The organism is Virgibacillus halodenitrificans JCM 12304, assembly GCF_001310895.1.
GTDB classification, from domain to species: Bacteria; Bacillota; Bacilli; order Bacillales; family Amphibacillaceae; genus Virgibacillus_Q; species Virgibacillus_Q halodenitrificans.
The window spans coordinates 71,116-96,580 of sequence record NZ_BAZS01000003.1; the positions used below are offsets into that span (position 1 = coordinate 71,116).

General features: G+C 37.6%; 27 protein-coding genes and 1 riboswitch. Of the genes, 23 read left to right on the forward strand and 4 right to left on the reverse strand.

The window, feature by feature from the left end:
• Positions 1-1,206 (forward strand): MFS transporter, encoded by a 1,206-nt coding sequence (locus JCM12304_RS02840; RefSeq protein WP_060678485.1) that lies wholly within the window; start codon positions 1-3, stop codon positions 1,204-1,206.
• A gap of 46 nt (positions 1,207-1,252) precedes the next feature.
• Here JCM12304_RS02840 and JCM12304_RS02845 read toward each other — a convergent pair whose 3' ends face one another.
• Positions 1,253-2,914, reverse strand: coding sequence for an SLC13 family permease (locus tag JCM12304_RS02845; protein WP_060678486.1), 1,662 nt, complete (start codon positions 2,912-2,914; stop codon positions 1,253-1,255).
• 157 nt (positions 2,915-3,071) lie between these two features.
• Between JCM12304_RS02845 and pxpB the strand changes: the two genes are divergently transcribed.
• From pxpB to JCM12304_RS02895, 10 genes are all read left to right on the forward strand, one after another.
• Positions 3,072-3,803, forward strand: a complete 732-nt coding sequence (gene pxpB, locus JCM12304_RS02850; RefSeq protein WP_060678487.1) for a 5-oxoprolinase subunit PxpB — start codon at positions 3,072-3,074, stop codon at positions 3,801-3,803.
• Complete coding sequence (locus tag JCM12304_RS02855; protein WP_060678488.1) at positions 3,796-4,560, forward strand: LamB/YcsF family protein; 765 nt, start codon at positions 3,796-3,798, stop codon at positions 4,558-4,560. Before pxpB ends, JCM12304_RS02855 begins: the two co-directional genes overlap by 8 nt.
• A gap of 46 nt (positions 4,561-4,606) precedes the next feature.
• Positions 4,607-5,557: a 5-oxoprolinase subunit C family protein gene (locus JCM12304_RS02860; RefSeq protein WP_060678489.1), complete on the forward strand. Its 951-nt coding sequence runs from the start codon at positions 4,607-4,609 to the stop codon at positions 5,555-5,557.
• Positions 5,558-5,729: 172 nt separating this feature from the next.
• Positions 5,730-6,914 (forward strand): MDR family MFS transporter, encoded by a 1,185-nt coding sequence (locus JCM12304_RS02865; protein ID WP_026041428.1) that lies wholly within the window; start codon positions 5,730-5,732, stop codon positions 6,912-6,914.
• A 14-nt stretch (positions 6,915-6,928) separates the two neighbouring features.
• Positions 6,929-7,672, forward strand: coding sequence for a Cof-type HAD-IIB family hydrolase (locus JCM12304_RS02870; protein WP_019377785.1), 744 nt, complete (start codon positions 6,929-6,931; stop codon positions 7,670-7,672).
• A 186-nt stretch (positions 7,673-7,858) separates the two neighbouring features.
• Entirely contained in the window at positions 7,859-8,041 is a 183-nt protein-coding gene (locus tag JCM12304_RS02875; RefSeq protein WP_019377784.1) for a cold-shock protein, read from the forward strand.
• Between the two features lie 417 nt (positions 8,042-8,458).
• Entirely contained in the window at positions 8,459-9,979 is a 1,521-nt protein-coding gene (adh, locus tag JCM12304_RS02880) for an aldehyde dehydrogenase (protein WP_019377783.1), read from the forward strand.
• A gap of 165 nt (positions 9,980-10,144) precedes the next feature.
• A complete protein-coding gene (locus JCM12304_RS02885; protein ID WP_019377782.1) occupies positions 10,145-10,501 on the forward strand; it encodes a DUF779 domain-containing protein in 357 nt (118 codons plus the stop codon).
• A 199-nt stretch (positions 10,502-10,700) separates the two neighbouring features.
• Complete coding sequence (locus JCM12304_RS02890) at positions 10,701-11,729, forward strand: hypothetical protein (protein WP_060678490.1); 1,029 nt, start codon at positions 10,701-10,703, stop codon at positions 11,727-11,729.
• A gap of 158 nt (positions 11,730-11,887) precedes the next feature.
• Positions 11,888-12,319: an IDEAL domain-containing protein gene (locus tag JCM12304_RS02895; RefSeq protein WP_019377780.1), complete on the forward strand. Its 432-nt coding sequence runs from the start codon at positions 11,888-11,890 to the stop codon at positions 12,317-12,319.
• Positions 12,320-12,354: 35 nt separating this feature from the next.
• On the opposite strand, the gene JCM12304_RS02900 is transcribed toward JCM12304_RS02895, so the two are convergent.
• The 3 genes from JCM12304_RS02900 to srtD form a co-directional block, all read right to left on the reverse strand.
• Positions 12,355-14,373, reverse strand: a complete 2,019-nt coding sequence (locus JCM12304_RS02900; RefSeq protein ID WP_060678491.1) for a penicillin-binding transpeptidase domain-containing protein — start codon at positions 14,371-14,373, stop codon at positions 12,355-12,357.
• A 282-nt stretch (positions 14,374-14,655) separates the two neighbouring features.
• The gene (locus JCM12304_RS02905) at positions 14,656-15,600 is read right to left on the reverse strand and encodes an LCP family glycopolymer transferase (RefSeq protein ID WP_082387960.1); all 945 of its coding nucleotides are present in this window, start codon (positions 15,598-15,600) and stop codon (positions 14,656-14,658) included.
• A gap of 92 nt (positions 15,601-15,692) precedes the next feature.
• On the reverse strand, positions 15,693-16,280 hold the full coding sequence (gene srtD, locus JCM12304_RS02910; protein WP_060678493.1) for a class D sortase, LPxTATN-specific: 588 nt from the start codon (positions 16,278-16,280) through the stop codon (positions 15,693-15,695).
• 444 nt (positions 16,281-16,724) lie between these two features.
• Between srtD and JCM12304_RS02915 the strand changes: the two genes are divergently transcribed.
• The 12 genes from JCM12304_RS02915 (at position 16,725) to nagA (ending at position 25,464) form a co-directional block, all read left to right on the forward strand.
• The gene (locus JCM12304_RS02915) at positions 16,725-17,318 is read left to right on the forward strand and encodes a TasA family protein (RefSeq protein ID WP_060678494.1); all 594 of its coding nucleotides are present in this window, start codon (positions 16,725-16,727) and stop codon (positions 17,316-17,318) included.
• A gap of 67 nt (positions 17,319-17,385) precedes the next feature.
• Positions 17,386-17,847 (forward strand): TasA family protein, encoded by a 462-nt coding sequence (locus tag JCM12304_RS02920; protein WP_060678495.1) that lies wholly within the window; start codon positions 17,386-17,388, stop codon positions 17,845-17,847.
• On the forward strand, positions 17,843-17,941 hold the full coding sequence (locus JCM12304_RS20270; RefSeq protein ID WP_369813129.1) for a TasA family protein: 99 nt from the start codon (positions 17,843-17,845) through the stop codon (positions 17,939-17,941). The genes JCM12304_RS02920 and JCM12304_RS20270 overlap by 5 nt, the downstream gene beginning before the upstream one ends.
• Before the next feature lie 114 nt (positions 17,942-18,055).
• Positions 18,056-18,919, forward strand: a complete 864-nt coding sequence (gene tapA, locus JCM12304_RS02925) for an amyloid fiber anchoring/assembly protein TapA (protein WP_060678496.1) — start codon at positions 18,056-18,058, stop codon at positions 18,917-18,919.
• Entirely contained in the window at positions 18,919-19,491 is a 573-nt protein-coding gene (sipW, locus tag JCM12304_RS02930) for a signal peptidase I SipW (protein ID WP_060678497.1), read from the forward strand. The genes tapA and sipW overlap by 1 nt, the downstream gene beginning before the upstream one ends.
• Positions 19,492-19,526: 35 nt before the next feature.
• Complete coding sequence (locus tag JCM12304_RS02935; protein WP_019377772.1) at positions 19,527-20,174, forward strand: LPxTATN C-terminal sorting signal domain; 648 nt, start codon at positions 19,527-19,529, stop codon at positions 20,172-20,174.
• A 147-nt stretch (positions 20,175-20,321) separates the two neighbouring features.
• Positions 20,322-20,408: riboswitch (cyclic di-GMP riboswitch) on the forward strand.
• Between the two features lie 23 nt (positions 20,409-20,431).
• A complete protein-coding gene (gene sinI, locus JCM12304_RS18925; protein WP_019377771.1) occupies positions 20,432-20,557 on the forward strand; it encodes a DNA-binding anti-repressor SinI in 126 nt (41 codons plus the stop codon).
• A 78-nt stretch (positions 20,558-20,635) separates the two neighbouring features.
• Positions 20,636-20,971, forward strand: coding sequence for a helix-turn-helix domain-containing protein (locus JCM12304_RS02940; protein WP_060678498.1), 336 nt, complete (start codon positions 20,636-20,638; stop codon positions 20,969-20,971).
• 370 nt (positions 20,972-21,341) lie between these two features.
• Positions 21,342-21,839 carry a VanZ family protein gene (locus JCM12304_RS02945; RefSeq protein ID WP_019377769.1) on the forward strand — a complete coding sequence of 166 codons (498 nt, stop codon included), beginning with the start codon at positions 21,342-21,344 and terminating at the stop codon, positions 21,837-21,839.
• Between the two features lie 144 nt (positions 21,840-21,983).
• Entirely contained in the window at positions 21,984-22,148 is a 165-nt protein-coding gene (locus tag JCM12304_RS19245; RefSeq protein ID WP_019377768.1) for a hypothetical protein, read from the forward strand.
• Positions 22,149-22,257: 109 nt separating this feature from the next.
• Entirely contained in the window at positions 22,258-24,192 is a 1,935-nt protein-coding gene (gene nagE / locus JCM12304_RS02950; RefSeq protein WP_077358418.1) for an N-acetylglucosamine-specific PTS transporter subunit IIBC, read from the forward strand.
• A 96-nt stretch (positions 24,193-24,288) separates the two neighbouring features.
• A complete protein-coding gene (gene nagA / locus JCM12304_RS02955) occupies positions 24,289-25,464 on the forward strand; it encodes an N-acetylglucosamine-6-phosphate deacetylase (RefSeq protein ID WP_060678499.1) in 1,176 nt (391 codons plus the stop codon).
• Position 25,465: the final 1 nt, after the last annotated feature.

A 25,465-nucleotide genomic window follows, 5' to 3' on the forward strand; every position in this document is an offset into this window, starting at 1 on the left:
ATGGGTGTTAACAATCAACAAAAGAAGTATACCGTTCACGATCCGTATTTTTGGAAGATAACTATTAGCCTAGCCTTAGCATCTTTTTTTGTATTTGCTTCCATGTATGCTGTGCAGCCGCTATTACCTGTATTCGTATCCGTTTTTGATGTATCTGTATCACAATCCAGCATGACATTGTCACTAACCATAATTGGCTTAATAGCCGGTTTGATTATCCTTGGGTTTCTCTCTGACCGTAAAGGAAGAACAATGTTTATTAAACTTTCTCTCCTAGGCTCCATCGTGCCTTTTTTGCTTGTTCCTTTGCTCGATTCCTTTTCGGCGTTGCTTCTATTGAGATTGGTACAGGGATTTGCACTGGCGGGTTTGCCAGCAGCTTCTTTGGCATATCTAAATGAAGAAGTAGACCCGAAGAGTATAGGTGTTGCCACAGCTCTCTATATATCGAGTAATGCTTTAGGAGGTATGGCTGGAAGAGTCATGACTGGTTATATAACGGATCATTATTCTTGGGAAATTGCTTTTTACTTTCTTGCAATAATAGGATTATTCGTTTTTCTTATTGTTTTAATTATGTTGCCTGAGTCCCGTTTTTACCAACAAAGTAAACTATCCTTTCGAAAAGATCTGACAGGATTTTTATATCACTTAAGAAATCCATCACTTATATTAGTTTTTGGTATGGGAATTATTTTGCAAATGTCTTTTACAGGTGTTTGGTCCTTTTTACCTTTTCACCTGCAAGAAGAGCCATTTTCTTTATCTTTACATGCCATTTCCTATATGTTTTTTGCTTATGGATTAGGTGTAATTGGAGCCCCGCTTGCTGGCTGGGTGGCCGGATACTTTGGTTTGCGAAAGGTTCGTATGTTGGGTATTATTATTCTCTCCTTAGGTGTATTTTTGACATTAAGTCATTCTCTTCCTATTATTGTGATTGGTCTATGTGTTAGCTGTCTAGGCTTTTTTACAGCTCATTCTTTAACAGCTACGTCTGTTACTGATCAGGCCGACCATCATAAAGGGAGTGCTTCCAGCTTGTATCTTGTAGCATACTATATTGGTGTGAGTCTGGGAAGCACGGCACTTGCCCCCTTATGGGAAAAAAGTGGGTGGCTCGGACTAATTATCTTCGTTGGATGTTTACCAATTACGTATCTGATCTTTGTAAGGATGGTTTCCATTCGTTTTGCTAGAACGTAATAAAAAAGAGGTGCAATCTAAGGTTGCGCCTCTTTTTTAATAAAGGTTATTTTTTAACAAAATCCGGAATGGTAGTGAGATCGATACCCCAAACTAGTGGAAGCAAATAATAGACTGCTAGAGTTACTAACAGAATGCCTGAAATATTTAAAGCAAATCCTGCCTTGGCCATATCAGGTATCCGCAAATAGCCTGAACCAAATACGACAGCATTAGGAGGGGTAGCTACCGGAAGCATAAATGCACAAGATGCAGCTACCGCAGCTACAATCATTACAGCATACGGGTGGATACCTAGAGCGACTGCAAGTGCAGCCATGATTGGATACATCATATTGGCAGTAGCCGTATTCGAAGTAATCTCTGTTAAGAAAATAACCAAGGCAGCAACTAGTAGAAGAACGATAAATATATTAATACCTTGTAGTGCATTTAATTGTCCTCCAATCCAATCAGACAATCCAGAAGCTGTAAAGCCAGATGCAATAGCAAGTCCACCACCAAATAACAAAAGAATTCCCCACGGTAATTTAACAGCTGTCTGCCAATCCAGCAAAAAATCTCCTTTATTTTTTTTTGCTGGAATAATAAATAGAATGATAGCTGCAGTCATAGCAATAATTGCATCACTGATATTTGGATTAATTGCTGTTAGAATAAATGACCGTGTGATCCATGCAAAAGCAGTTAAAATAAATACTACGAACACTGCTTTCTCCTCAAATGAAGGCAAGCCAAGCTTCTTCTTTTCCTCTTTTATAACGGATTGACCACCTGGCAGTTGTTTCACTTTCAACGGGTAAGCTATCTTCACAAGATAAAACCATACAATAAAAATAAACCCCCACGCAATAGGGACACCGAATAGCATCCATGATGCAAAGGATAATTCTATTCCGTACATTTCTTTTATTACGCCTGCTAAAGCTGCATTAGGTGGTGTACCAATCAAGGTGGCAATCCCTCCAAGTGATGCTGAGTAAGCAATACTGAGCATCATAGCCTTACCGAAACCAAAATTTTCTTTCGAAGTGTCAATGGATTGATCATCCTCTAAGGCATCTGATATTTGATAAATGATTGCTAATCCGATGGGGACCATCATCATAGCTGTAGCTGTGTTGGAGATCCACATGGAGAGGAAACCGGTGGATACCATAAACCCCAATATGATACGTTCTGTATTCGTACCAATTATTGAAATAATGGTAAGTGCAATCCGTCGGTGCAAATTCCACTTCTCCATTGCAAGCGCAATCATAAAACCACCCATGAAAAGAAAGATTGTGTCACTTCCATAAGAAGATGTGGTTGTATCAATATCAAGGCCGCCAGTTAATGGGAATAATATAATAGGCAGTAATGAAGTTGCAGGTATAGGAATTGCCTCAGTCATCCACCAAACAGCAATCCAGGATGTACTAGCAAGAATTGCAATACCCTCTTTAGACAAATTTTCTGGTGAGAAAAACAATAGTATGAGCAGAAATAGCGCAGGACCTGCAATCAAACCAATTTTTTGGGCTGGTTTATAGGAACGTTTTCCATTCCCATTCCCGTTGTTGTTTTTACTTAAGCTGCTATCATCGGATGTTTCACTGTTTTTCTGCTCACCTTCTTTTGGTGTGGTGGGAGGAGCACTAAAGAAAAGCAACTGTTTCGCTTGATCATTTTTCATCCATAGCCAATTCCATGTTTCTATTATCATACGAATACCTCCTGTTTATGAATCATTGTTCAATTATTATAATAGTCTTCTACCTGACCAGCAAGAAAATTGGTACTAGTTATTAAATTAGGATACTCGAAGTATTTCAACATAGTATGCTATCATTTAGTTAAAGAACTGAAGGGATGGAAATGATATGAACTTCACCATAGATCCTGTTGGAGATACGGGTATAAGAATCTCTTTTAATGAGAATGTTTCATCTAAACTCATCTATAAGATAAAGATGTTCTGTAATTACCTCGAAAACATGGGAAATGATGCAATAATTGAATTGGTCCCTGCCTTTGATTCTATAACACTTTATTATAAGCCATATGTAAGTACATATAAACAACTTAGTACCCAGATAAAACAGTTGGAGGATATACCCCTCCATAAAGAAAATGTAATTTCCAGGAGACTCACTATTCCAGTACTATACGGTGGAGAATGGGGACCGGATTTGGAGCGTGTCGCGAATCAAAATGCTTTGACAGTATCTAAAGTTATTGAACTTCATCAAAAGCCCAACTACTTGGTTTATATGTTGGGGTTCTTACCAGGATTTCCATATTTAGGAGGCTTGGAGCAACGTCTTGCTACTCCACGCTTAGATAAGCCAAGAGACAGAACTCCCCCAGGTTCCATTGGAATAGCGTATGAACAAACTGGAATCTACCCTTTAGAATCACCAGGTGGATGGAATATTATAGGTAAAACACCAATAACTCTTTTTGATATTTATAATAAAGGGGATGAATTTCTATTTCGAGCAGGTGATTATGTTAAATTTGAAGAGGTAACTGCAAAGAAATTCTCCTCCATAGAGGAGAAGATTGTAGAAAAAACGTATAAATTAAAAATAGAGGAAGAATTTTATGAATAAATATATAGATTTAAACTGTGATATGGGAGAAGGTTTTGGAGCTTATTCATTTGGCGCGGATGAGGAAATTATAAAATATATTAGTTCGGCTAATATTGCATGTGGCGGTCATGCGGGTGACCCGCATGTGATGAATAAAACGGTAGAATTAGCAAAGGCATACAATGTTTGTATTGGTGCTCATCCCGGTTTTCCCGACCTGGCGGGATTTGGCAGAAGGCTGATCCCATATACAAATAAAGAGATTTATCAAATGATGGTCTTTCAAATAGGGAGCATACAAGCATTCTGTACTGTGCATCAAGTGAACCTGAACCATGTAAAACCTCATGGAGCGCTTTATAATATGGCTGCAAATAAGCGCGGAGCGGCAGATGCTATTGCAAGAGCTATACATGATGTAGATCCTCAGCTCATATTATATGGCCTGGCTGGTAGTGAATTAGTGAAAGCCGGCCATCAAATTGGTTTACAAGTAGCTTCAGAAGTATTTGCTGACCGAACCTACCAAGCAGATGGAAAGCTAACGCCAAGGAATAGAGATGGTGCTTTAATAGATGACACGGAGACAGCTGCAGAGCAAGTTAGAAGAATGATAGATAAAGGGGAAGTATTTTCCGTGACTGGAGAAATAATTCCTCTTGAAGCAGACACGGTATGTGTTCATGGTGATGGTTCAAACGCGGTAAACTTTGTGAAAAAGCTAAGGCAGATACTTAAAGAACAAGGCATACAAATCAAGGGGGTAAGCAACTAATTTGGATGTCGGTTTTTAAATGAAGCGGTAGTAAAGGAGTAATACAATGGATAGCAGTCCTATTTTTCAAGTAATTAAACCAGGTATTTATACAACTTTTCAAGACATGGGGAGAATCGGTTTCCAGAAATATGGACTCCCGGTAGCTGGAGCCATGGATCTATATGCATTTCAAATTGGAAATATATTGGTAGGTAATACGAGGAATACTGTCTCTTTGGAAGTCACTTTAATTGGTCCGAAGCTTCAAGCAATGGCTGAGATAACGGTAGCAATCACGGGTGCCAACTTAGAACCTGAAGTAAATGGCCAATCGCGCCCCATGTGGTCAACTTTCCGATTAGAAAAAGGTGATGTGTTATCATTTGGTAAATACCATTCAGGTGTCCGCGCATATATTTCTGTTGCTGGAGGATTTGATGTTCCTGTACTATTTCAAAGTCAGTCTACTGATATACGGAGTGGAATTGGACAAACCCTGGATAAATACAGTACGCTTAATGGCTTTCCCAAAAGCGAGAAAAAGGGAGTTGGTCTATCAAAGCATCTTATTCCCACGTATGCAACCTCTATTGAAGTTGCAGTGATTGAAGGGCCACATATGTCCAGTTTTAAAAGCAATGAAAGAAAAGAGTTCTTTAATAAGACCTTTCTTGTGGAACCCAATTCGAACCGTATGGGATATCGTTTATCCAATTCAAAAAAAGTGGGTACAATAAAGCAGGATATTTGGTCTGATGCCATTCCATTTGGAGGAATTCAAGTCCCGCCAAATGGGCAACCTATTATTCTTATGGCAGATCGCCAGCCAACAGGGGGATATCCAAGAATTGGTACGGTTATCTCTACAGACTTGCCTAAAATTGCTCAGTTGCCTCCAAAAAGTGAAGTGAGCTTCTATCCTATAAGTGTGGAAGAGGCTCAGGAGCGTGTAATAAGACTTGAAAGAGAATTAGTCACCCTTGGCATGATTCGAAAGCATATGCCCTCTCGCTAGCATTCAGAACCACTGCAAGTAGAAGAAGTATTTAAAATTTCTTCGTTTAATTTCTTATAGATAAAACGTGTTGCTAAACATATAAAATATTTCTCTCATTAATCCGTTGCTTAGTCACTCGAAATATATTAGAATATCTTAGATACTAACACGAGAATGCGAGATGATGAGGATGCCAAAGTATATTTGGCTATTAGTAATAGCAACAACAATTAATGTCACTGGCGGGTCATTTTTATGGCCATTAAATACAATCTATATGCATAACGAACTTGGAAAGAGCCTTGCGTTTGCAGGGCTGATTTTAATGTTTAACCAAGGAGCAGCAATTGTGGGCAATCTTATTGGAGGGGCTCTTTTTGATCGATTTAGCGCCTATAAGACGATTCTATATGGGACAGGCTTGGCGATGGCTGCAACCTTAGTTTTAGTATTTACACATGATGTAATTACTGCCTATGCGATTTTACTCGTGATTATAGGTTTTGGGAATGGGATTACCTGGCCGGTTATGTTTGCAATGGCAGGATCACTTTGGCCGGAGGGCGGGCGCCGTTCTTTCAATGCTATTTATGTTGCACAAAACCTTGGAGTTGCATTAGGAGCTACTATTGGAGGGTATGTAGCCAGTATATCGTTTGATTATATATTTATTGCTAATGCATCTTTGTTTATTGTCTTTTTTTTAATTGTACTTTTTACATTTAAGCCTTTGGATAATGAACGTGATAGACAGATGCACACTTCTGTACTTGAACAAAGTGGGAAAATTAGAAATAAATCAGCATTTGCTGGATTGTTTATATTGTGTGGAGGGTTTTTGATTGCATGGATTTCCTATAGTCAATGGCAATCCACCATTGCTTCCCACACCCAGGATATAGGAATACCGCTCGAACAATACAGTGCACTTTGGGCGATAAATGGTTTTCTAATTGTACTAGGCCAGCCTCTGGTTAAATGGGTATCAAACAAAGTCACATCAGAAAAAAAGCATATCTATATCGGAACGGTTATTTTTATAGCTTCGTTTATTATAGCAATGTTTGCAAGGGATTTTACTATGTTTGCTGTGGCAATGGTTATTTTAACTGTTGGCGAAATGCTTTTTTGGCCAGCGATACCTTCGTTAGCAAATTCACTTGCTCCAAAAGGAAGAGCAGGATTTTACCAAGGTGTCGTAAACAGTGTTGGAGCAGCTGGAAGAATGATTGGGCCTGTATTTGGTGGTTTTATTGTGGATACGTTTAATATTGAATTATTATTTTTTGTTTTACTATTTCTATTGATCATTCCATTTATCACTACCCGGTTTTATGATTTTAAGGTCAATCAAGAACAACAACGAACACAATAAAGGAGGAATTTATTATGGAACAAATGAAAAAAGAGATCAAGTTAGTGGCATTAGATATGGATGGTACATTATTAACTAATGAGCATGAAGTAAGCGATTATACGAAAAAGGTAATTGAAAAAGCACTTGAAAAAGGAGTGCATGTCGTATTAAGCACTGGCCGATGGCTACAATCCTGTTATCCCTATGCTGTGACCTTAAAATTACCCTCTTACCTAATAACTTCCAACGGAGGCGAAATTTATACAGTTGAGAAGGAAATAATTGAACAGCATTTATTGGATGCAGATACAATGGAAAAAATGTGGACACTTGGTAAGGAAATAGGTTTATCGATGTGGATTGTTTCCACAGAGGGAGTATTCCGTGAAACACCGCCAAGGAGCTTCCAAGATTATAAATGGCTAAAATTTGGTTGTGATTCTTACGATAAAGAAAAGCTGGATAAAATGGTTAAGGAGCTTTCGTATATCGAAGGTCTTGAGTTAACCAACTCATTGCCAACTAATTTAGAAGCTAATCCTAAGGGAGTTAGTAAAGCAAGTGCCCTTGAAACGGTATGTAAGAAGCTTGATTTCACGATGCAAGAGGTTATGGCAGTAGGGGATAGCCTGAATGATATGAAAATGATTCAAGCAGCGGGAATTGGTGTAGCAATGGGGAATGCACAGGAAGCTATCAAAAAAGCTGCAGATTATGTAACAGATACAAACAACAATGACGGTGTAGCTAAAGCAATAGAGCGCTTTGTACTTTAAGCCTTTGCTATATATGCCTAAGTATAGTTCTTTATTTATATGTCAATACTTAACTTATGGATGAATATATCTAGAAATAAGTACATAGTATGTTAAGGTTGGGTTTAACAAGGAAGTATTCTAAAGCCCTTCCTTTGTTGGTAATAAAGGCGTATAATAGAGGTGTATAGGAAAGGAGATGCTACGATGTCATTTTCTCGTGGACCAAAAGAGCCAGTACCAGAGGTGGAGACCAACGTCTGGTCATGTACTAGTGAGGAATGCCAAGGTTGGATGAGAGAATCTTACAGTTTCAGTGAGGAGCCTGAATGCCCACTTTGTCACTCGACAATGAAGCAGGAAGTACGAGTTCTTCCAGAAGTTAAGTAAGTAAAGTTTAGTATCTCTAGAATAAGGCGGAGCTATATTAGTTGATATTATTAATTACTATATATTTCAAGCATTGACGGTGGAGTTCCTTCCATCGTCTTTCTATAGCTTCGTTTCATGAACCCCCTGTCAGATGGACTGTCAGGGGTTTCATTTTGCAAATAAAACCTAAATACATATGGTAAGTGCAAGGTAAAGTTTATACTACAACAGTTGAAATAGACCTATAAAATCTACCGACATAATCTAAAAGTTGATGTAAACTTTTGAAAATACACTAGTAAGCCAGCTACAAAAAATATTCTATTAAGCAGATATTTGCAATAATTCAGAATAGAGTAGTATACTAATTAGTAGACAAACAGCTTTAGTTCTTCATCATTTATGTAAACGTTTACAAAAAAGAGGAGGAATTATATGAGGTACGCAAATCCTAATACAGATGGGTCTCTAGTAAATTTTAGAGAAAGGTATAATAATTTTATTGGTGGAGAGTACCGTGAACCTACTAATGGAAAGTACTTTGAAAATATTAGTCCTGTAACAGGAAAGGTATTCTGTGAGGTTGCTAGGTCAACAAAGGACGATGTTGAGGCAGCCATTGATGCAGCATATGAAGCAAAAGATTCATGGGCAAATACTTCCGTGGCGGAGCGTGCAAATATCTTAAATAAGATAGCAGATCGAATGGAAGAAAACCTGGAACGACTGGCAGTTGCGGAAACTTGGGACAACGGAAAGGCTGTAAGAGAAACACTTGCAGCAGATATTCCTTTAGCGGTGGACCATTTCCGTTATTTTTCCGGGGCAATCCGGGCCCAAGAGGGTGGTATCAGTCAAATCGACCAAGATACGGTTGCTTACCATTTCCATGAGCCACTTGGAGTTGTAGGTCAGATTATTCCATGGAATTTTCCGTTGCTGATGGCTACTTGGAAACTGGCACCTGCCTTGGCTGCGGGAAACTGTGTTGTTTTAAAACCAGCTGAACAGACACCTGCCTCCATCCATGTGTTCATGGAGATTATTCAGGACTTGCTTCCCCCAGGAGTAGTTAATATTGTGAATGGCTTTGGGGTTGAAGCTGGTAAGCCTCTTGCTTCAAACAGCCGTATCTCTAAAATAGCTTTCACTGGTGAAACAACCACAGGCCGCTTAATTATGCAATATGCTTCTGAAAATATTATTCCTGTTACATTGGAGCTTGGTGGTAAGTCACCAAATATATTCTTTGAAGATGTAATGGACCATGATGATGGATTTTTAGATAAAGCAATCGAGGGGATGGTTATGTTCGCCCTCAACCAAGGTGAAGTGTGTACATGTCCATCGAGAGCGTTAGTACATGAGTCCATTTATGATAAATTTATGGAACGAGCGGTAGAAAGGGTAAAACAAATTAAAATCGGTCATCCATTAGATACAGACACCATGATGGGGGCACAAGCATCCGAAGAACAAATGGAAAAGATTAAATCATATCTGGATATTGGTAAGGAAGAAGGTGCAGAAGTCTTAGTTGGGGGCAATGTAAATAAATTGGAAGGTGAACTGGAAAGTGGATATTACGTTGAACCAACTATTTTTAAAGGGAAAAATAATATGCGTGTCTTTCAGGAAGAAATCTTTGGGCCTGTTCTGTCCGTAACTACGTTTAAAAGTAAGGAGGAGGCAATGGAAATTGCTAATGACACATTGTATGGATTAGGTGCAGGTGTTTGGACAAGAAATATAAATACGGCATACCGTTTTGGAAGAGGAATTGAAGCAGGGCGAGTATGGACAAATTGTTATCACCAGTATCCAGCACATGCAGCATTTGGAGGTTATAAAAAATCTGGTATTGGAAGAGAGAACCATCTTATGATGCTTGACCATTATCAGCAAACAAAAAATCTCCTCATCAGCTACAGTGAAGGTGCAGCAGGGTTATTTTAGAAGGTGTTTTTGTGAAGCTTGATTAAATAGAAAAGAGCTAATTTTTATATTAGCTCTTTTTCTGCACCACCAACCAAATGTAACGATGTCTCCCTGCTGGCAATTAAACTTTTTTATCTACACGTATAAGTACTGATGGAAGTTAGTATTAGGGGGTGATGGACTATGGTAGAGCGGGTAACTGCAACAGAAGAAGCAATTAAATTGATTAATAGTTTAAAGGAGATTCACGGTGATTTAATGTTTCACCAATCTGGTGGCTGTTGTGATGGCAGTTCACCAATGTGTTATCAACGAGGAGAATTTCGTGTAGGTGAATCTGACTTGTTATTAGGTGAAATTGCAGATACACCTTTTTATATTTCAAAGGATCAATATAATTACTGGAAGCACACTCAATTGATTATTGATGCTGTTAAGGGCCGTGGAGGAATGTTTTCTCTTGAAGGACCTGAGGGGAAACGTTTCTTAACACGATCAAGAGTCTTTACTGAGGATGAGAGGAAAGAAATAGCTGAATAATACAAAGCTTATTTTTAAAAACGACCGTGATAAGGAAAATCCGAACTGTGACTTAGCATTAAGTGAATCGGTTCGGATTTTTAATAACTAAATTTATTTTCCTATTGACCCATTCTGACTTCCGAAATTCAATTAGCATAATTCACCAGTATTACAGAATATACATAATATAGAAGAAACATAAAAAGGGTGTGTTTAATTGAATAAAAAATACTATTATGTTTCGGGAAATACAGCCAAAGGACTCGTTAACCATCTTAAATCAAATATAGAAGATATAAATCAAGTTGTTATTTTAAGACACCCGTCACTTACCTTAAAAACAATGGTAATAAACGAGTTTATAAAAAAACAGAAAAAAAACGATTACGAGATTTTCCTCAGTGCTTTTGGTAAAGAGTTTCTGGATGGCGTAATTGTAAGAGATAAATCGATTGCTATAGTTAGTGACCATATTGCTTCAGAGGTTACTGGAGCATTTGAGTTGGATTTGAATTTATTTATTAAAGGTGAACCAAGCACAACAGCTTCCAAAGCACATATTCATCATCTTGAAGAAGCACATCAATCTTTTAAAACGGGACTTTCAGTGCATGATGATCTTGAAGAAGTATACATTAATGAGATGGATTTTGAGAAAGCAAACCAGCTTACAAGTGATTTTATTAACATGGTGCTAGCAGAATTCCCGAAGATAAACCGGAATGCCAGTAGACGTACCAGACTATTTGGAACGAATACAAAGGATGGAGTTGTCAACGTGGTACCTCACTTACTTGAACAGGTCTCTAACGCTTATTTTATAAAGGGGAGAGCAGGAACTGGAAAGTCTACGTTAATGAAGAAAGTAGCTAGTGCGTGTGAGGATTACGGTTATGATGTAGAGCTTTATTATTGTAGTTTTGATCCAAATAGTGTAGATATGGTGTTCGTACCTGAAATGAATTTTTGTATATTTGACAGTACAGATCCTCATGAATTCTTTCCTGATAGAGCAAGTGATAAAATAATCGATATGTATGAAAAATTAATAAGCCCGGGGACAGACGAAGCTCATGCTGCTCGTATACATGAATTAAATAACAGATATAAATCGTATATGAAGAAGGGAATAGAAGAATTAAAGATAGCTGGGGAAGCGATGGAGAAGGAGGAACAGAAATATACCATTACTAAAACAGAGGTACAAGAAATAAATAATTTCATCATAAATATGATACAAGATTAAAGGGTGTGGGCAGCTTGAATGGATACTTAAGCTGCTTTTTTTAGAATTTAAGATGGAAATAGTCTTGTTAAAAAGGTAATTATATAGTAAAATAAATTTACAGAAAATTTAGATAAGGTTTTTTCTGTACACTCTGTATTAGATGGAGGTGGACGTAAATGATTGTGAAGATGCTAAAGCCTTATTATATTAAAGCAGAAACAAACCATGTACGAATCGTGCTTGCATACCAATATTTTTCTGTGATCATTGACAATAAGGTTTATCAGTTTGTACCAATTGAATCAAAAGAAATTCGCATCCACCGTAAAACAAAAAAGATAGAGAACATTCATGATACTTTTGCTTTCCAGCGAGGTAAAGATGTAATTTTTCGTAAAATGACTGATCTTGTTGCTATTCCTGAGTTTATATATCAGTTAAATTCTTTAGCGGAGCCATACTTTAATAAATCACCGAAAACGACTACAAAAAAAGAGAGTGACACCATTATTGAGCAATTGGAGAAGCTTAATCTTTCCAGATTGATTGACAAAGCACTTGACACTAGGGACGAAAGTTCATTTTATGAATTAGTAAAATTGCTGTGAAAAGGCACTTCCTTCTATCGGAAGTGCCTTTTGTTTTATTTTATATCATTTAAAGCTTCGATAACCTTTTTAGTGGTATAGCCACTGCCTCCACGGTCCTGTGTCTGCTGCACCATCATAGCTATTAAGATATCAGGAGTTTCCGTAGGATAGCCAACAAACCAACCGTTTTCCTCTCCGCCACCTTCATTAGTAAGTTTTAACTCTGCAGTACCGGTTTTACCTGAAACAGGAAACTCAGCGTTTTTTGCGTATTTTGAGGCAGTACCTTTTTCAACCACTTTGCGTAAAGCTTCTTGAATGTGATTCGCTTGATCTTTTGTAATTAAATCTTTTTTCCAAATCTGTCCTTTATCTTCACTAGTAAGAAGAGTTGGTTTTAGCATGGAACCACCATTTAGAAAAGTAGTATAAGCTGTTGCAAGGTGAAGGGAGCTCATTTCTAACTCTCCTTGTCCGTAGCTTGAGTTGGCTAAAAGAACTTCATCCTCTAACTTCCCATTTGAAGATATTGTAGAAGCTGCAATCGGATATTCATACGGCATTTTCTCACTTAAGCCAAACTGCTTCAAGCCCTTAACATATGCTTCACTTCCCATTTCAACTGCCTTCATAGCAAAGAAGATATTATCCGATCGTACGAGTGCGTCTGTAAGATCAACGGGTCCATTAGATTCTGAAACACGGTGGACTTGGTAATCTCCCCACCCCTTTCCATTGCTCCAATTCAGTCCTTCTATTTTAATACCTTCACCTGGCTTAATTGTTCCATTATTTAACCCAATTGCACCAGTAATTGGCTTAATTACAGAGCCCGGGGCAAATGTAGCAGAAAATCGGTTAAGCAAAGGTTTTTTTTCATCCTCCTGCAGATCCTTCCACATGGAGTCACTGGTGCCATAGAGCATATCATTAGGGTCAAATGACGGACTACTGACAAGGGCAAGTGTCTCACCGGTTTTTGGGTTGATCGCTGTTGCAGTTCCTGCATCCCCGTCAAAGGATTTATATATTTTCTCCTGTACATTTACATCAATCGTCACAGTAACGTTTTCTCCATTTTTCACTGGCTTCTCAGCAAGAAGTGTTTCCTCTTCGCCATCCTTGGTAATGGTTATCTGAGCACCTTGTTCTCCGCGGAGCTGCTTTTCATATAACTGTTCTAACCCTCGTTTACCTATCACATCATTTGGCCCGTAAGTACCAGGCTCCACTTCTTCCAAATTTTCTGCGGTAACTTTTCCTACATAGCCAACGAGATGGGCAGTCGCTTTTCCGGCTGGATAAACTCGCCCAGTCACCTCTTTGTTTGTTACACCATTTACTTGAAAGAGTTTGTCTAACAAGTCTTCCTTTGTTGTTGGTATTTTTGTTAAAGGTACAAATAGATCTGGTTCTACCCAATTGGCATTTAATGCTTTATCAATCTCTTCGACCGACATACCTAAGAGGCCGGCAAGTTCTTTTTTTGCCTTGTCAGAATCTGGACCCATTTTCTCAGGAATTACGCCAATCTCATAGACAGGTGCATTAATTGCCAGCTGCATTTGGTTTCGATCAAGGATTTCACCTCGTTGTGGGGCAGTGGTATGAAGATTGACCTCTCCACCATCTTTCATTGCTGGAAAAATAAAACCAGGATCCCATTGTAAAAACCAATCTTTTTCCTCTTCTTTTTCTTCCTGAACTAATTTTGCTTCATAATCAAAAGTGATTGGTCCAGCAATACTCTGCATTGTCACTTTAAACGGGATCGTTGCCTTGCCTTCGTCCATGGCCGTATCCAACTTTTCTTCGTCCAGTTTATCCATTTCAATTTTTAAATCTGATATATTTAAATCACCATAGATTTTGTCGTATCTGTCAATAAAATTCTCTGGAGAATACGTTTCCTTTGTTTTTGTGGAGAGCATGTTATACATGTCCTTGAACTTCTGTTTATTCCATTGTTTTACATAAGTCTCAAAACGTTCATTTGGGGTAACTTCATCATTGGAACAAGAAATGAGAAATATAATAAGCAACATGGAAAATAATAAAATAACTTTTTTCATAAGTACCTCCTTCTCCACTCACATCAAAAGTGGATTTGCTTTAAGAAAAGTAAGAAAATAAAAGTCACAAGGAAAATATGCCCAGGTGACTTTTTCGTTGCTTAGGAAACTATAAATTTTAGAACCTATGGATAATTTGTATTACTGAATTAGCCATTTCCAGCTCCAGCGCCTACCCCCTCGAGGTCTTAAGTCAAGCCTCTTTGTGGTAAAGATCACCACCTAGAGGCTCATCTTAAGCTAGTCGGGGGTGATCAAGGCGCTTACGCTTTTGTTCTTTAATTATTTTGCTTCCATATGATTGGTGATCTCTTGTTGGATACGCTCAAATTCTGAATCAGGTACCACATAGTACCAAATAGAATTAATCTTTTGACCACTGCCATCAATTTCGAGCGTTTTTGTTGTTTTACGAACATCCCGATAATTACTGAATAAATTCTGCATTGTATCCATGTCCATATCTGTTTGAACATTACCACCGAGAATTTCAAGTATGTCGCCAACTTTAGTTATGCTTGAGAAGTTGGCTGCCTTGTTCATGGCAGCTGTAATTACATTACGTTGCCTTTCGTTTCGGCCAAGGTCTCCGCGGGGGTCGTTTTTACGCATACGGATGTATTTCAAAGCTTCTTCTCCATTTAATTGGAGAGTCCCCTTTGTAAAATTCTCTCCACCCTGAGAGAATTCCTGGTTATTTTTTACTGTGATGCCACCTAAAGCATCAATCCCTTGCTGGAATCCTTCCATATTTACCTTAGCATAATAATGGACGGGAAGGTCGAAAGCATCTTCCACTGTTTGAATGGATAATTCCACATCCCCAAATGCATAGGCGTGATTGATCTTATCCATGCCACGACCTGGAATATTCACGTAGGTGTCCCTTGGTATACTAAACATCATCATCGAATTCATTTTGGGGTTTAAGGACAATAAAATCATTGTATCCGAACGTCCCTTATCACCTTCGCGTTCATCTACTCCTAGTAGAAGGATATTAAGAGATTTTTTGTTTTTTAAAATGGAGTCAAGTTGTTTTTGCCGATCCGGATCATTATCTCTTGCAAGAGGTGTATGCATTGTCTCCACAGTATCCCCTAGCTTGTCCCATACATAATATGCAAATCCTCCACCTATTAAGAGGAAGACTATGATTATTCCCGCAAGCCAGAAGGGCCATTTCCGTTTCTTTTTACCTTTTCGTTTATCTAATCGTGATTCCACATTCATTCTCCTTTAACCAATGTATGCAATTTATAGCATGTGTAAAAAAATTAAAACTACTTCTAAATTATAACGAAAAACATTTTAAGCGTCTATTTATTCTGAACTTTAGTTGGAGTTGCTGTAATAATATAACGATCAGGAGCATTCCCGATATAGGAAAATGGATAACAGGTTGTAACGGTTAGGATTTCATTAGGTGCAGTGGAAGCAATTACAGATAAATCATCTGCCGGAACTACCTTTGTCTCCACAATTTCATAGGAAAAGTCACCATATGGCAACTTTACCGTCAAAATGTCACCAAGCTGCAATTCTCCCATACGACGAAAGACGGTATCACGATGTCCCGATAAAACGATTTGGTCGTCCTGTTGTGGATACGCAGTTCCACTATAATGTCCAACACCTTTTTCTAAATCATCTTCGTCTGTTCCTTCCACAATTGGCAAGTCTGCCTCTAGTTTAGGGATATGTAAAATTCCTGATGTTTCACCATGCTGTGGGGAAAAACTAGTTCCAGGTGATTGCTTTTCAGAAGCGGCATTGACTTTTTTAAGTAAATTTTCCGCTTCGGCCAAGGATTCTTTTTGGGCGTTTGTTGTTTTATACCATTGATAGCCCCCATAGCTTAAGAAAACTATTCCACAGAACACTAAAAGTATAGCAAGCTTTTTCATAGGACGAATCTCCTTACACCATTTCTCTTAGTATATAAGATTTACCACAGTTTTGGAAGGAGTTACCTTTTTAATTTGAGTAGTTAAATTGTTCTTAAATAAGAATAAATAATTTATAAAACTAAGTAAACAGCCGTAATTAGTTGTAAGCAAGAGAATTTTGTTCTTTATATAGAATAAACGGCTGTTTTTGAGGTTTTTCAATCTGTGAGAAATGTCCTATACTTCAATTAATCGTTCTTTAAAAAGAACAAAATAATAGTCATAAAGAACGAATGAGTTACATAGGAAAGGAGGATATTCGCTGTAGAGTGCAAAAGCGGAAATCGTTTTGTTCATTGGCTGTGAATCATGTAGAAAGTACTTGCTTACAACAGCGAGAAGCTTTTATCCAATCTATTTATCTGTAAGAAAATAATATTATAAATTTGGAGGAATGTAAAAATGAGTATTAAGAAAAAGCTAGGTATGGGAATCGCAACAGCAGTATTAGGAGTAGGACTTATTGGTGGAGGGACGTTTGCTTATTTTAGTGATCAGGCAGAAGCTACCGGAAACTTTGCAGCGGGTACATTGGATTTAAGTGCTAATCCGACGACAGTAATTGATGTTGAGAATATTAAGCCAGGAGATACTATGTTGCGTTCATTTGATTTAGTTAATGGGGGTTCTCTAGATATTGCAACCATTAATCTAGAAACGGATTATACAGTTACAGATGTAGATGGAAATAATGTAGAGGATCTTGGCCAGTATATTCGAGTTAATTTCTTAATAAACGCAGATAAGCTTGATGCACCTATTTACTCTACTACATTAGCAGACTTGAAAAATATGTCGCCAGATGTAATTGAAGGAAACATTTTTACAAGCTGGTTAGCTGAAAAAGGTGGAAATCTAGCAGCGGGGACTAAAGATACATTGTATGTACAATATGAATTTGTAGAAACTGGAGCAGATCAAAACGAATTTCAGGGTGACTCTTTAGAATTAACTTGGACATTTGAAGGTAAGCAAGGTGCAGGTGTAGCAAAATAGTAGGTTAAGAAGGGAGAAGTAATTCTTCCTTCTTTCCTTTACATAATTATAAAGGGGGTTTAACTCAATGAATCTAAAAAATAGCATACTAACAGCAGTCGCGACGGCTACACTTGGACTATTTTTAATAGGTAGCGGCACATATGCCTATTTTAGCGATACTGAAGAAACAAACAATACTTTTGCTGCTGGCCTACTCGATTTGGAAATTAATAAAGAAAAGATCATAAACGTAGAAAAAATGGTTCCAGGGGATTCGGTAAACGGTGAGTTTCAGTTGTTGAATGAGGGCAATGTAGATATAAAAAATATAAAGTTAATTTCCTCCTATGTAGTTAACGATTACGGAGCTCCAAACAATGGTGACGACTTGGGTAAATATATTCAAGTTCAATTTAATCATTATGGAAAAGCAGTATTTAATGAGCCAAAAACCTTAGCTGAATTGCAGCAAACACCTGAAGAAATAGTTGGTGAATTTCCAGTAGGAAGCAGCCCGAAAATTTTCGGTAGAAATAGAATTTATTAATAATGAGAATAACCAAAATCATTTCCAGAAAGACACAATAGAACTAAATTGGAAGTTTGAAGCAGTTCAGCGTGATGGAAAAACTATTGAATAAAGGAAGGAGAATCCTTTCTCCTTCTGAGTTTATTTATATTCACAAGCCTGTAATACACTAATTTCCGGTTTGTGAATGTATGTAAATTCTTTATTTGTAAAGGTGGAGATGAGCTTGCGGTATAGCCGGTTGAAAAAGTTTAAAACAAAAAATAAATCATTTTTATTAACAGTAAAAATCGCGCTGGCATGGTATTTAATTTTGTTGTCTGCTTCCTACCTAACAGGGGGGACTTCAGCGCATTTTAATGACACGATTAATACTGATAACCTGCTTTCCATGGGAACATGGGAAATAGAAGAAACTGATGTGCCTGAAGAAGCAATAGATGAAAGCAGATTAAAATTTACAGACAAGAAGACGCAAAGGATAAAAGCGTGTGGCGATAAATTATTAAAGGTTAACATAAAAAATAGTGGGAAAAGTGACATGGGACATGACAGCAGGTATGAGATCTATTATGGCGAAAAAGGTAACCCAAAGAATCAAGGTAAGAAACTAAAGTTAGCTGAAAATGAAGGGAAAATTAAAGCACTCAAAAAAGGAGAGAGTATTCAATTAACCTATAAAACAGACAAACCGGGCGTCTATGTTTTTGTTGTTTATCAGACGAATGAGCATCTAAAAAAGGATACTGTGGAGAGCGGTAAAATTATCGTTACCTGTGAGACAGAGGAGGATAAGAAAACAAAGCCAGTAGAGAAGGAAGATGAACCATCAGTTAATACAAAAGAAACAGAACATCCTAAAGAACAGGTGAAGGAAGAAAAATCGGAAGAAAAGAAACCTGAAAAAGCCCAACAGGAGAAGTCAGAACCTACCAAAGAAGAAAAAACTGAAAAAACTCCAGAGCCTGTAAAGGAAGATAAGGTAAAAGAAGATAAAAAGCAATCAGAGTCAAAAGACCAGGCGAAGCAGGAAGAGGAAAAAGTAACCAAACAAGAAGAAACGCAAAAAAACCAGGAGGATGAAAAGTAATGAAAAGACGAGTGGTAATGAAATGGGTAAATCGATTAGTATCTACCATTTTGATGGTGTTGCTAATTACAGTAGCAGGTATCGTACTATCAACCAAACTCTCTGGAGGAGAACCACAGGTATTTGGCTATCAACTGAAAACAGTGCTGTCAGGTTCTATGGAGCCGGGTATTCAGACAGGGTCAATTATCGCGGTGAAGCCTACGGATGATGGCAGCAAATTCAAAAAAGATGATGTTATTACTTTTATGGCTGATGAAGACATCATGATTACACATAGAATTGCAGAAGTTATCAAATCGGAAAATGGTGTTATGTATACAACGAAAGGTGATAACAACAATGCAGCAGATTCGGAACCGGTAATTGCTGAAAATGTTGTTGCCAGCTATGACGGATTTACCATTCCCTATGTAGGCTATATTATTGATTTTTCACAATCTCCAAAAGGAAGTATAGTATTTTTGATATTACCAGGTATTCTCATGCTTGGATACTCTGCATTTACCATATGGCGTGCACTCGGCCAGTTGGAGGATAAGAATAAATCTGGAACAGCCGAGGCGAAGTAGCCTTCCCTTCGCTGTTCTCTATAAGGAAGATGCTTATGATTTTTAAGAAATTGGTTGTTACTCTATTCTGTATCTTGGCCTTAGTTATAGTAATGGGGGGCAACTCCGTCACAGCAGACGAGGAAGAAAAAGAGTTAGCCATCAATGTTTTACCAGGAGATGTATTATTTAATATCAACAATATGAAGCCAGGAGACTGGGCGCCCCGCACAATCACCGTTCAAAACAATGGTATAAAGGATTTTACCTATCAAATGTCATTACGTAATGATGGGGAGGAGAAGCTATTCAATGAATTACTGTTGGAAATCAATGACAGTAAAACTGTTTTATATGAAGGCAAACTGGCAGACTTCACTAAGCTTTCCGACAGAGACCTTAGTACTTCCAAGCAAGAGGAATTGGAAGTAACAGTTATTTTCCCAGAGTATCTCGGTAATGAATTTCAAGGACTTGATGCTGAGTTTTCTATATTGTTCACCGCGGAAGGCAAAACTAGTCAGTTAGCTGAAGTTAGTGTTGATGGAATGATTGGCAGTGGCAACTCGCAGACACAGTCTTTTCTTCCCAATACAGCAACAGGAATTTTTAACCTATTTCTATCTGGTGCTGTTCTTTTGATAAGTGGGGTATTTATCCTATTGTACAAAAAATGGAGAAAAGTTAGTAAAAACTACAGTTAAAAAACTAGTAAGGGCACTCGACAATCCATAACAACCATACTCGACAAGATGCTTACTCTAATTTAACAAAACTAGTTTTATTATGACAAAACAAGCTATGTAATAATAACAGGGTATATAGTATGATAGTCATAGAAAATAAGTTTCCTCAGAAAAAGGCAAACTCATCTGAAAAGGGAGGGCGCAAAGCCACAGATCTAAGGTGTTAAGAGCTAAGATGGCTGGGCTATCTGGAAAAAATAATGGGGGACGGTTAAATGACAAGTAAAGTAGAAATTAACACAGTTGATAAAGAATGGCTTGAATTAATAAAAGAAGCTAAAACTCTCGGTATACCTTTAAAGGAAATTAAATTATTTTTATCGGGGAACAAAAAAGGTTGAAAAATGGATTTATTTGTGCTTTATATAGAACCACTCACCTTTTATATGATATAATTCTCTTTGAAAGAAGGTGAGAACTTGATCGGTGATAAAATTAAACAAATACGTAAAGATAAAAAAATGTCCCTATCAGAACTTGCTGAGAAAGCAGGAGTTGCTAAATCCTACCTTAGCTCAATCGAACGTAATATACAGACAAATCCATCGATCCAGTTTATTGAAAAAGTTAGCGTTGTTCTAGATGTTTCAGTAAACGAATTGATACGCGAAAAACAGTCTGCTGATATAGAAGAATTAGACGATGAATGGCTTGAGATTGTACAGGAAGCCATGGACTCCGGAGTAACGAAGAAGCAATTCAAAGAATACTTGGAATTCAATAAATGGCGTAGTAAACAGGGAAATAACAAATAAATAGGATAGACCAAACCGCTTAGCCAAATAGCTGACGGTTTTTTATTTGGCTTTTATTATAGGAAAAGTAATTAGAAACGAAAGTAAAGTGTAAGCTTGTTCGTTACAAATGTAATAATATACTCATTCTTTGAATAATTTCTGCTATATTTAATTTTAAATGCAGTAACACAATATCAATAAGTTAATTCATTCTTTATCTATGTCGCGAATCATTGGATAATCCTCACACATTTTGGAACCATTCTTTCTTAGAGATCAATCGTTAAATACTCAGCTTTTAGGTGAGCTAAAAATAAAATTGCTAGGTTTCATTTTCATAATTTAGTGATAAAGAATATAGAAGCATTCAGAACAGGAGCTATCATTAATGAAGAAATATACATACTGGCTTTTGCCAATCGGTTGGATGGGGATTATTTTCTATTCCTCCCATCAGCCATATGAAAAACAGGATATAAAACCTTTCTTATCCGATAAATTTGACCTATCTTTTCTTGAACCTCTATTGGGATGGATTGCTTTTAACTACCATCATTCAGTAGTAAGTATTGAATCAAGAGGGGTCAATGGGTTTATAGAGTTCTTTCTGCGTAAGGGAGCTCATGTGACCGTGTTTTTTATTTTATGTCTTCTTTTCTATCTGGCGTGGAGAAAGAGCATCTCTTTACCGATAAAAAAGGCGATAACACTTTCCTTTTTACTTACAATTGCATATGCTATTTTAGATGAACTTCATCAAGGCTTTACACCGAATAGAACACCATACGCAGGAGATGTAGCATTAGATGGTTTTGGGGCATTTTTGGCCGTAGTTTTCATTATAGTATTAAGGAAGATAAAATTTCGGATAACTGACAAAAAATAAATAATGATGACGAAAGTATTAAATGTAAACAATAATTTTGAAAAAAGTATAAAAAATGCCAAATTTCGACAACGCTTCCTATGAATATATGTTATAGTTCAAATTAACTAATCAGAAATATTTTAATAAAAGGCGGGAAATTAGATGCTTGAGCAGGAAAAATATAAAGATATGTTAAAAAAGGTGATTGATGAGACGGAAAATCATACAATTAAAAATTCAGAACAATTAATCCAAATGCTTGTAAGTGAGTTAAAGCATGGGTGTATGATTGGAGAGCAAATGCAACAACAGACAACAATTAAATAAATACCAACTAACTACATGTTCGAATCCGGCATGTAGTTTTTTTTGGAAATTAGGGGTATGATAAGTTATAGTAATAATTTAATACATACTATGGAAGGAAGTGAACGAATTGCTTGGTTATTTACAACGTCTCGGTAAATCTTTAATGTTACCGATTGCTATGTTACCTGCAGCTGCGCTTCTGGTGCGTCTGGGCGCGGAGGATATATTTGATATTCCATTTGTGACTGCAGCAGGTAATGGGATTTTAAATAATTTAGGACTGATTTTTGCTATTGGAATTGCGATTGGTTTTTCAAAAGATGGGAATGGAGCAGCAGCATTAGCGGGAGCTGTTGGTTTCCTTGTATTAGAAGGTGGCTACAAGGCAATCAATGATGAACTGAATTTGGGAGTATTAGCAGGTATCATCGCCGGTATAACTGCAGGACATTTATACAATCGATTCAGTGATATTCAGCTACCAGACTTTCTCGCCTTCTTCGGTGGGAAGAGGTTCGTGCCAATTATTACATCAGTAACGATGGTTATTATTTCAGGTGTTATTGGCTTATTGTGGGGACCGGTTCAGGACGGGATTAATGGTTTAGGAGACTTATTTATTAATGGAGGAGCAGCAGGTGTAGGAGCTTATGGTTTCTTTAACCGTCTCTTAATACCGGTTGGTCTTCATCATGTTATCAATACGTTAATTTGGTTTGATTTCGGTACGTTCACTGATGCAGCAGGGAATGTTTGGAAAGGTGATATCAATCGTTTTCTTAACGGAGATCCAACCGCAGGTCACTTTACCGCTGGTTTCTTCCCTGTAATGATGTTCGGTTTGCCAGCAGCATGCTTAGCTATGTATGTAACTGCGAAAAAACATCGTAAAGCAGCGGTTGGTGGTTTCTTAGCAAGTATTGGCTTAACCGCATTCTTAACAGGGATTACAGAGCCAATTGAATATTCATTTATGTTTTTATCACCAGTTCTTTACGGTGTACATGCTTTACTAACAGGGCTCTCAATGATGGTTGCTTATTGGCTGGATATTCGCCATGGGTTTGGTTTCTCAGCAGGTGCCATAGACTATTTTCTAAACTTTGGTATCGCTCAGCATCCACTACTATTACTTGCTCAAGGAATTGTTTTTGGTATCATATACTTCCTTCTCTTCACACTTCTAATTAAGAAGCTGAACTTGAAAACACCAGGACGTGAAGATGAAGACGAGGATTATGTAGAAGAAACAGAACAAACTGGAACGCCAACACGAGGTAAAGGTGCAAAAGACTATGACAACAAATCCTATCACTATTTAAAAGCACTTGGTGGACCTGAAAATATTAAATCACTTGATTATTGTGCAACACGCCTCAGACTACAAATACATGATATGGAACAAATCGATGAAAAAGAATTAAAACGGCAAGGTGCTCACGGAGTTATGAAGGTCAATCGGACAAATCTTCAAGTAATCGTAGGTACTACAGTAGAGTTTCTTGCTACAGCTATGAAGAAACGTATGGACAACAACAATATGGAAACACCTGGACAGATGGAAAAGCAACCTGTTGAAGAAAAACAACCAGAACAAGGAAGTACTTCATATGAAGAAATTGCTATGCCTGTGAATGGTAAAGTTATTCCATTGTCAGAAGTACCAGATCAAGTATTCTCTACCAAAATGATGGGTGATGGTTTTGCTGTTGACCCAACAGATGGAATTATTACATCTCCAGTTGATGGGGAAATATTAAATGTATTTCCAACAAAACATGCTGTCGGACTTCGTACAAAATCCGGACTGGAAATTTTAGTTCATATTGGATTGGACACAGTAAAGCTTGAAGGCTCTGGCTTTGATGTTTATGTAAAAGAAGGAGATGTGGTTAAACAGGGAGATACGTTAGTGAAGGCTGATCTGAACTATATTAGTAAGAACGAGTTATCTACTATTACGCCGATTATCTTCACTAATTTACCTGAAAACCAAACTGTCTCAATCACGCAAACTGGAGATCTTAAAACTGGAACAAAACCTATTATTGAGATAAAATAAACGAAGTTAAAGGCTGGTGTACCATAGAGCACACCAGCCTTGTTATACATATAAAAAGTATGAAGTCGACTGTTTAATGAAAGGAGAGAACTGATAATGAAAAGCATAGTACCAATTTATATTAAAAATGCCAAAATATATCAAGAAGACAAAATAATAAATAAAGGCGGAGTTTTAATAGAGCATGGCAAGATTGCTGCAGTGCATGAAAACATTCAAGAAGAGTTGCCAACAAATGTTCAAATTATTGACGGTACAGGTTTACAGGTTATTCCTGGTTTTATTGATGGACATATTCATGGAGCTGATGGTGCCGATGTCATGGATGCAACGGAGGCTGCTCTGGATACAATGGCAGCAGTATTGCCACGAGAAGGAACAACCAGCTTTCTTGCCACTACAATAACACAAGCTCCTGAAAATATCGATAAGGCACTTGAGAATATAGCACACTATAAAAATAAAGCCGGTTTTGCTGAAATGGTTGGCGTACATTTGGAAGGACCATTTATTGAAGAAACAAAAGCTGGTGCACAACCACTCGATTTTATTATGGAGCCAAACATAGAACAATTTAATGAATGGCAAGAAAAATCCGGAAATAAGATTAAAACAATTACGATGGCACCTGAGCATGATACGGATGGATCGTTTATAAACCACCTTTACCGTAACGGTGTGAATGTCTCAGCAGGCCATACCGGCACAGATTTTGCGGGCATGAAGCAAGCTGTTTCATATGGTGTCCGTCAAGTAACACATCTATGTAATGCCATGTCTGGTATTCATCATCGTGACATTGGGGTTGTAGGTGCTGCCTTTCAATTAGAAGAATTACGCGCAGAACTAATTGCAGATGGTATTCATATTTCTCCAGAAATGCTGGAAATTATTTATGAAAATGTAGGTAGTGAACGTCTCATCCTTATTACGGACGCTATGCGTGCGAAGTGCTTGAATGCAGGAAACTATGAGCTTGGTGGCCAGCCGGTAACTGTTACAGAGGACCGTGCTGTACTCGAAAATGGTACGTTGGCTGGAAGTATCTTGAAAATGCATGAAGGAGCCCGCCAAATGTTAAAGATAAATGATGTCACAATGAGAAATATCATCCAGATGGCTTCAGAAAATCCTGCTAGACAAATAAATTTCTATGACAGAAAAGGAAGTATTGAAGCAGGGAAGGACGCGGATGTATTACTAGTCGATGACAATTTAAATATTAATTATACAATCTGTCGAGGTGTCATCGCCTATAAAGGAGGAGAATAAA

Bases quoted from the DNA above. Each gene is read 5' to 3' on its own strand.
- JCM12304_RS02840 (WP_060678485.1), top strand. From the start codon at position 1: ATGGGTGTTAACAATCAACAAAAGAAGTATACCGTTCACGATCCGTAT.
- JCM12304_RS02845 (WP_060678486.1), bottom strand. From the start codon at position 2,914: ATGATAATAGAAACATGGAATTGGCTATGGATGAAAAATGATCAAGCG.
- pxpB (WP_060678487.1), top strand. From the start codon at position 3,072: ATGAACTTCACCATAGATCCTGTTGGAGATACGGGTATAAGAATCTCT.
- JCM12304_RS02855 (WP_060678488.1), top strand. From the start codon at position 3,796: ATGAATAAATATATAGATTTAAACTGTGATATGGGAGAAGGTTTTGGA.
- JCM12304_RS02860 (WP_060678489.1), top strand. From the start codon at position 4,607: ATGGATAGCAGTCCTATTTTTCAAGTAATTAAACCAGGTATTTATACA.
- JCM12304_RS02865 (WP_026041428.1), top strand. From the start codon at position 5,730: ATGCCAAAGTATATTTGGCTATTAGTAATAGCAACAACAATTAATGTC.
- JCM12304_RS02870 (WP_019377785.1), top strand. From the start codon at position 6,929: ATGGAACAAATGAAAAAAGAGATCAAGTTAGTGGCATTAGATATGGAT.
- JCM12304_RS02875 (WP_019377784.1), top strand. From the start codon at position 7,859: ATGTCATTTTCTCGTGGACCAAAAGAGCCAGTACCAGAGGTGGAGACC.
- adh (WP_019377783.1), top strand. From the start codon at position 8,459: ATGAGGTACGCAAATCCTAATACAGATGGGTCTCTAGTAAATTTTAGA.
- JCM12304_RS02885 (WP_019377782.1), top strand. From the start codon at position 10,145: ATGGTAGAGCGGGTAACTGCAACAGAAGAAGCAATTAAATTGATTAAT.
- JCM12304_RS02895 (WP_019377780.1), top strand. From the start codon at position 11,888: ATGATTGTGAAGATGCTAAAGCCTTATTATATTAAAGCAGAAACAAAC.
- JCM12304_RS02900 (WP_060678491.1), bottom strand. From the start codon at position 14,373: ATGAAAAAAGTTATTTTATTATTTTCCATGTTGCTTATTATATTTCTC.
- srtD (WP_060678493.1), bottom strand. From the start codon at position 16,280: ATGAAAAAGCTTGCTATACTTTTAGTGTTCTGTGGAATAGTTTTCTTA.
- JCM12304_RS02915 (WP_060678494.1), top strand. From the start codon at position 16,725: ATGAGTATTAAGAAAAAGCTAGGTATGGGAATCGCAACAGCAGTATTA.
- JCM12304_RS02920 (WP_060678495.1), top strand. From the start codon at position 17,386: ATGAATCTAAAAAATAGCATACTAACAGCAGTCGCGACGGCTACACTT.
- sipW (WP_060678497.1), top strand. From the start codon at position 18,919: ATGAAAAGACGAGTGGTAATGAAATGGGTAAATCGATTAGTATCTACC.
- JCM12304_RS02935 (WP_019377772.1), top strand. From the start codon at position 19,527: ATGATTTTTAAGAAATTGGTTGTTACTCTATTCTGTATCTTGGCCTTA.
- sinI (WP_019377771.1), top strand. From the start codon at position 20,432: ATGACAAGTAAAGTAGAAATTAACACAGTTGATAAAGAATGGCTTGAA.
- JCM12304_RS02945 (WP_019377769.1), top strand. From the start codon at position 21,342: ATGAAGAAATATACATACTGGCTTTTGCCAATCGGTTGGATGGGGATT.
- JCM12304_RS19245 (WP_019377768.1), top strand. From the start codon at position 21,984: ATGCTTGAGCAGGAAAAATATAAAGATATGTTAAAAAAGGTGATTGAT.
- nagA (WP_060678499.1), top strand. From the start codon at position 24,289: ATGAAAAGCATAGTACCAATTTATATTAAAAATGCCAAAATATATCAA.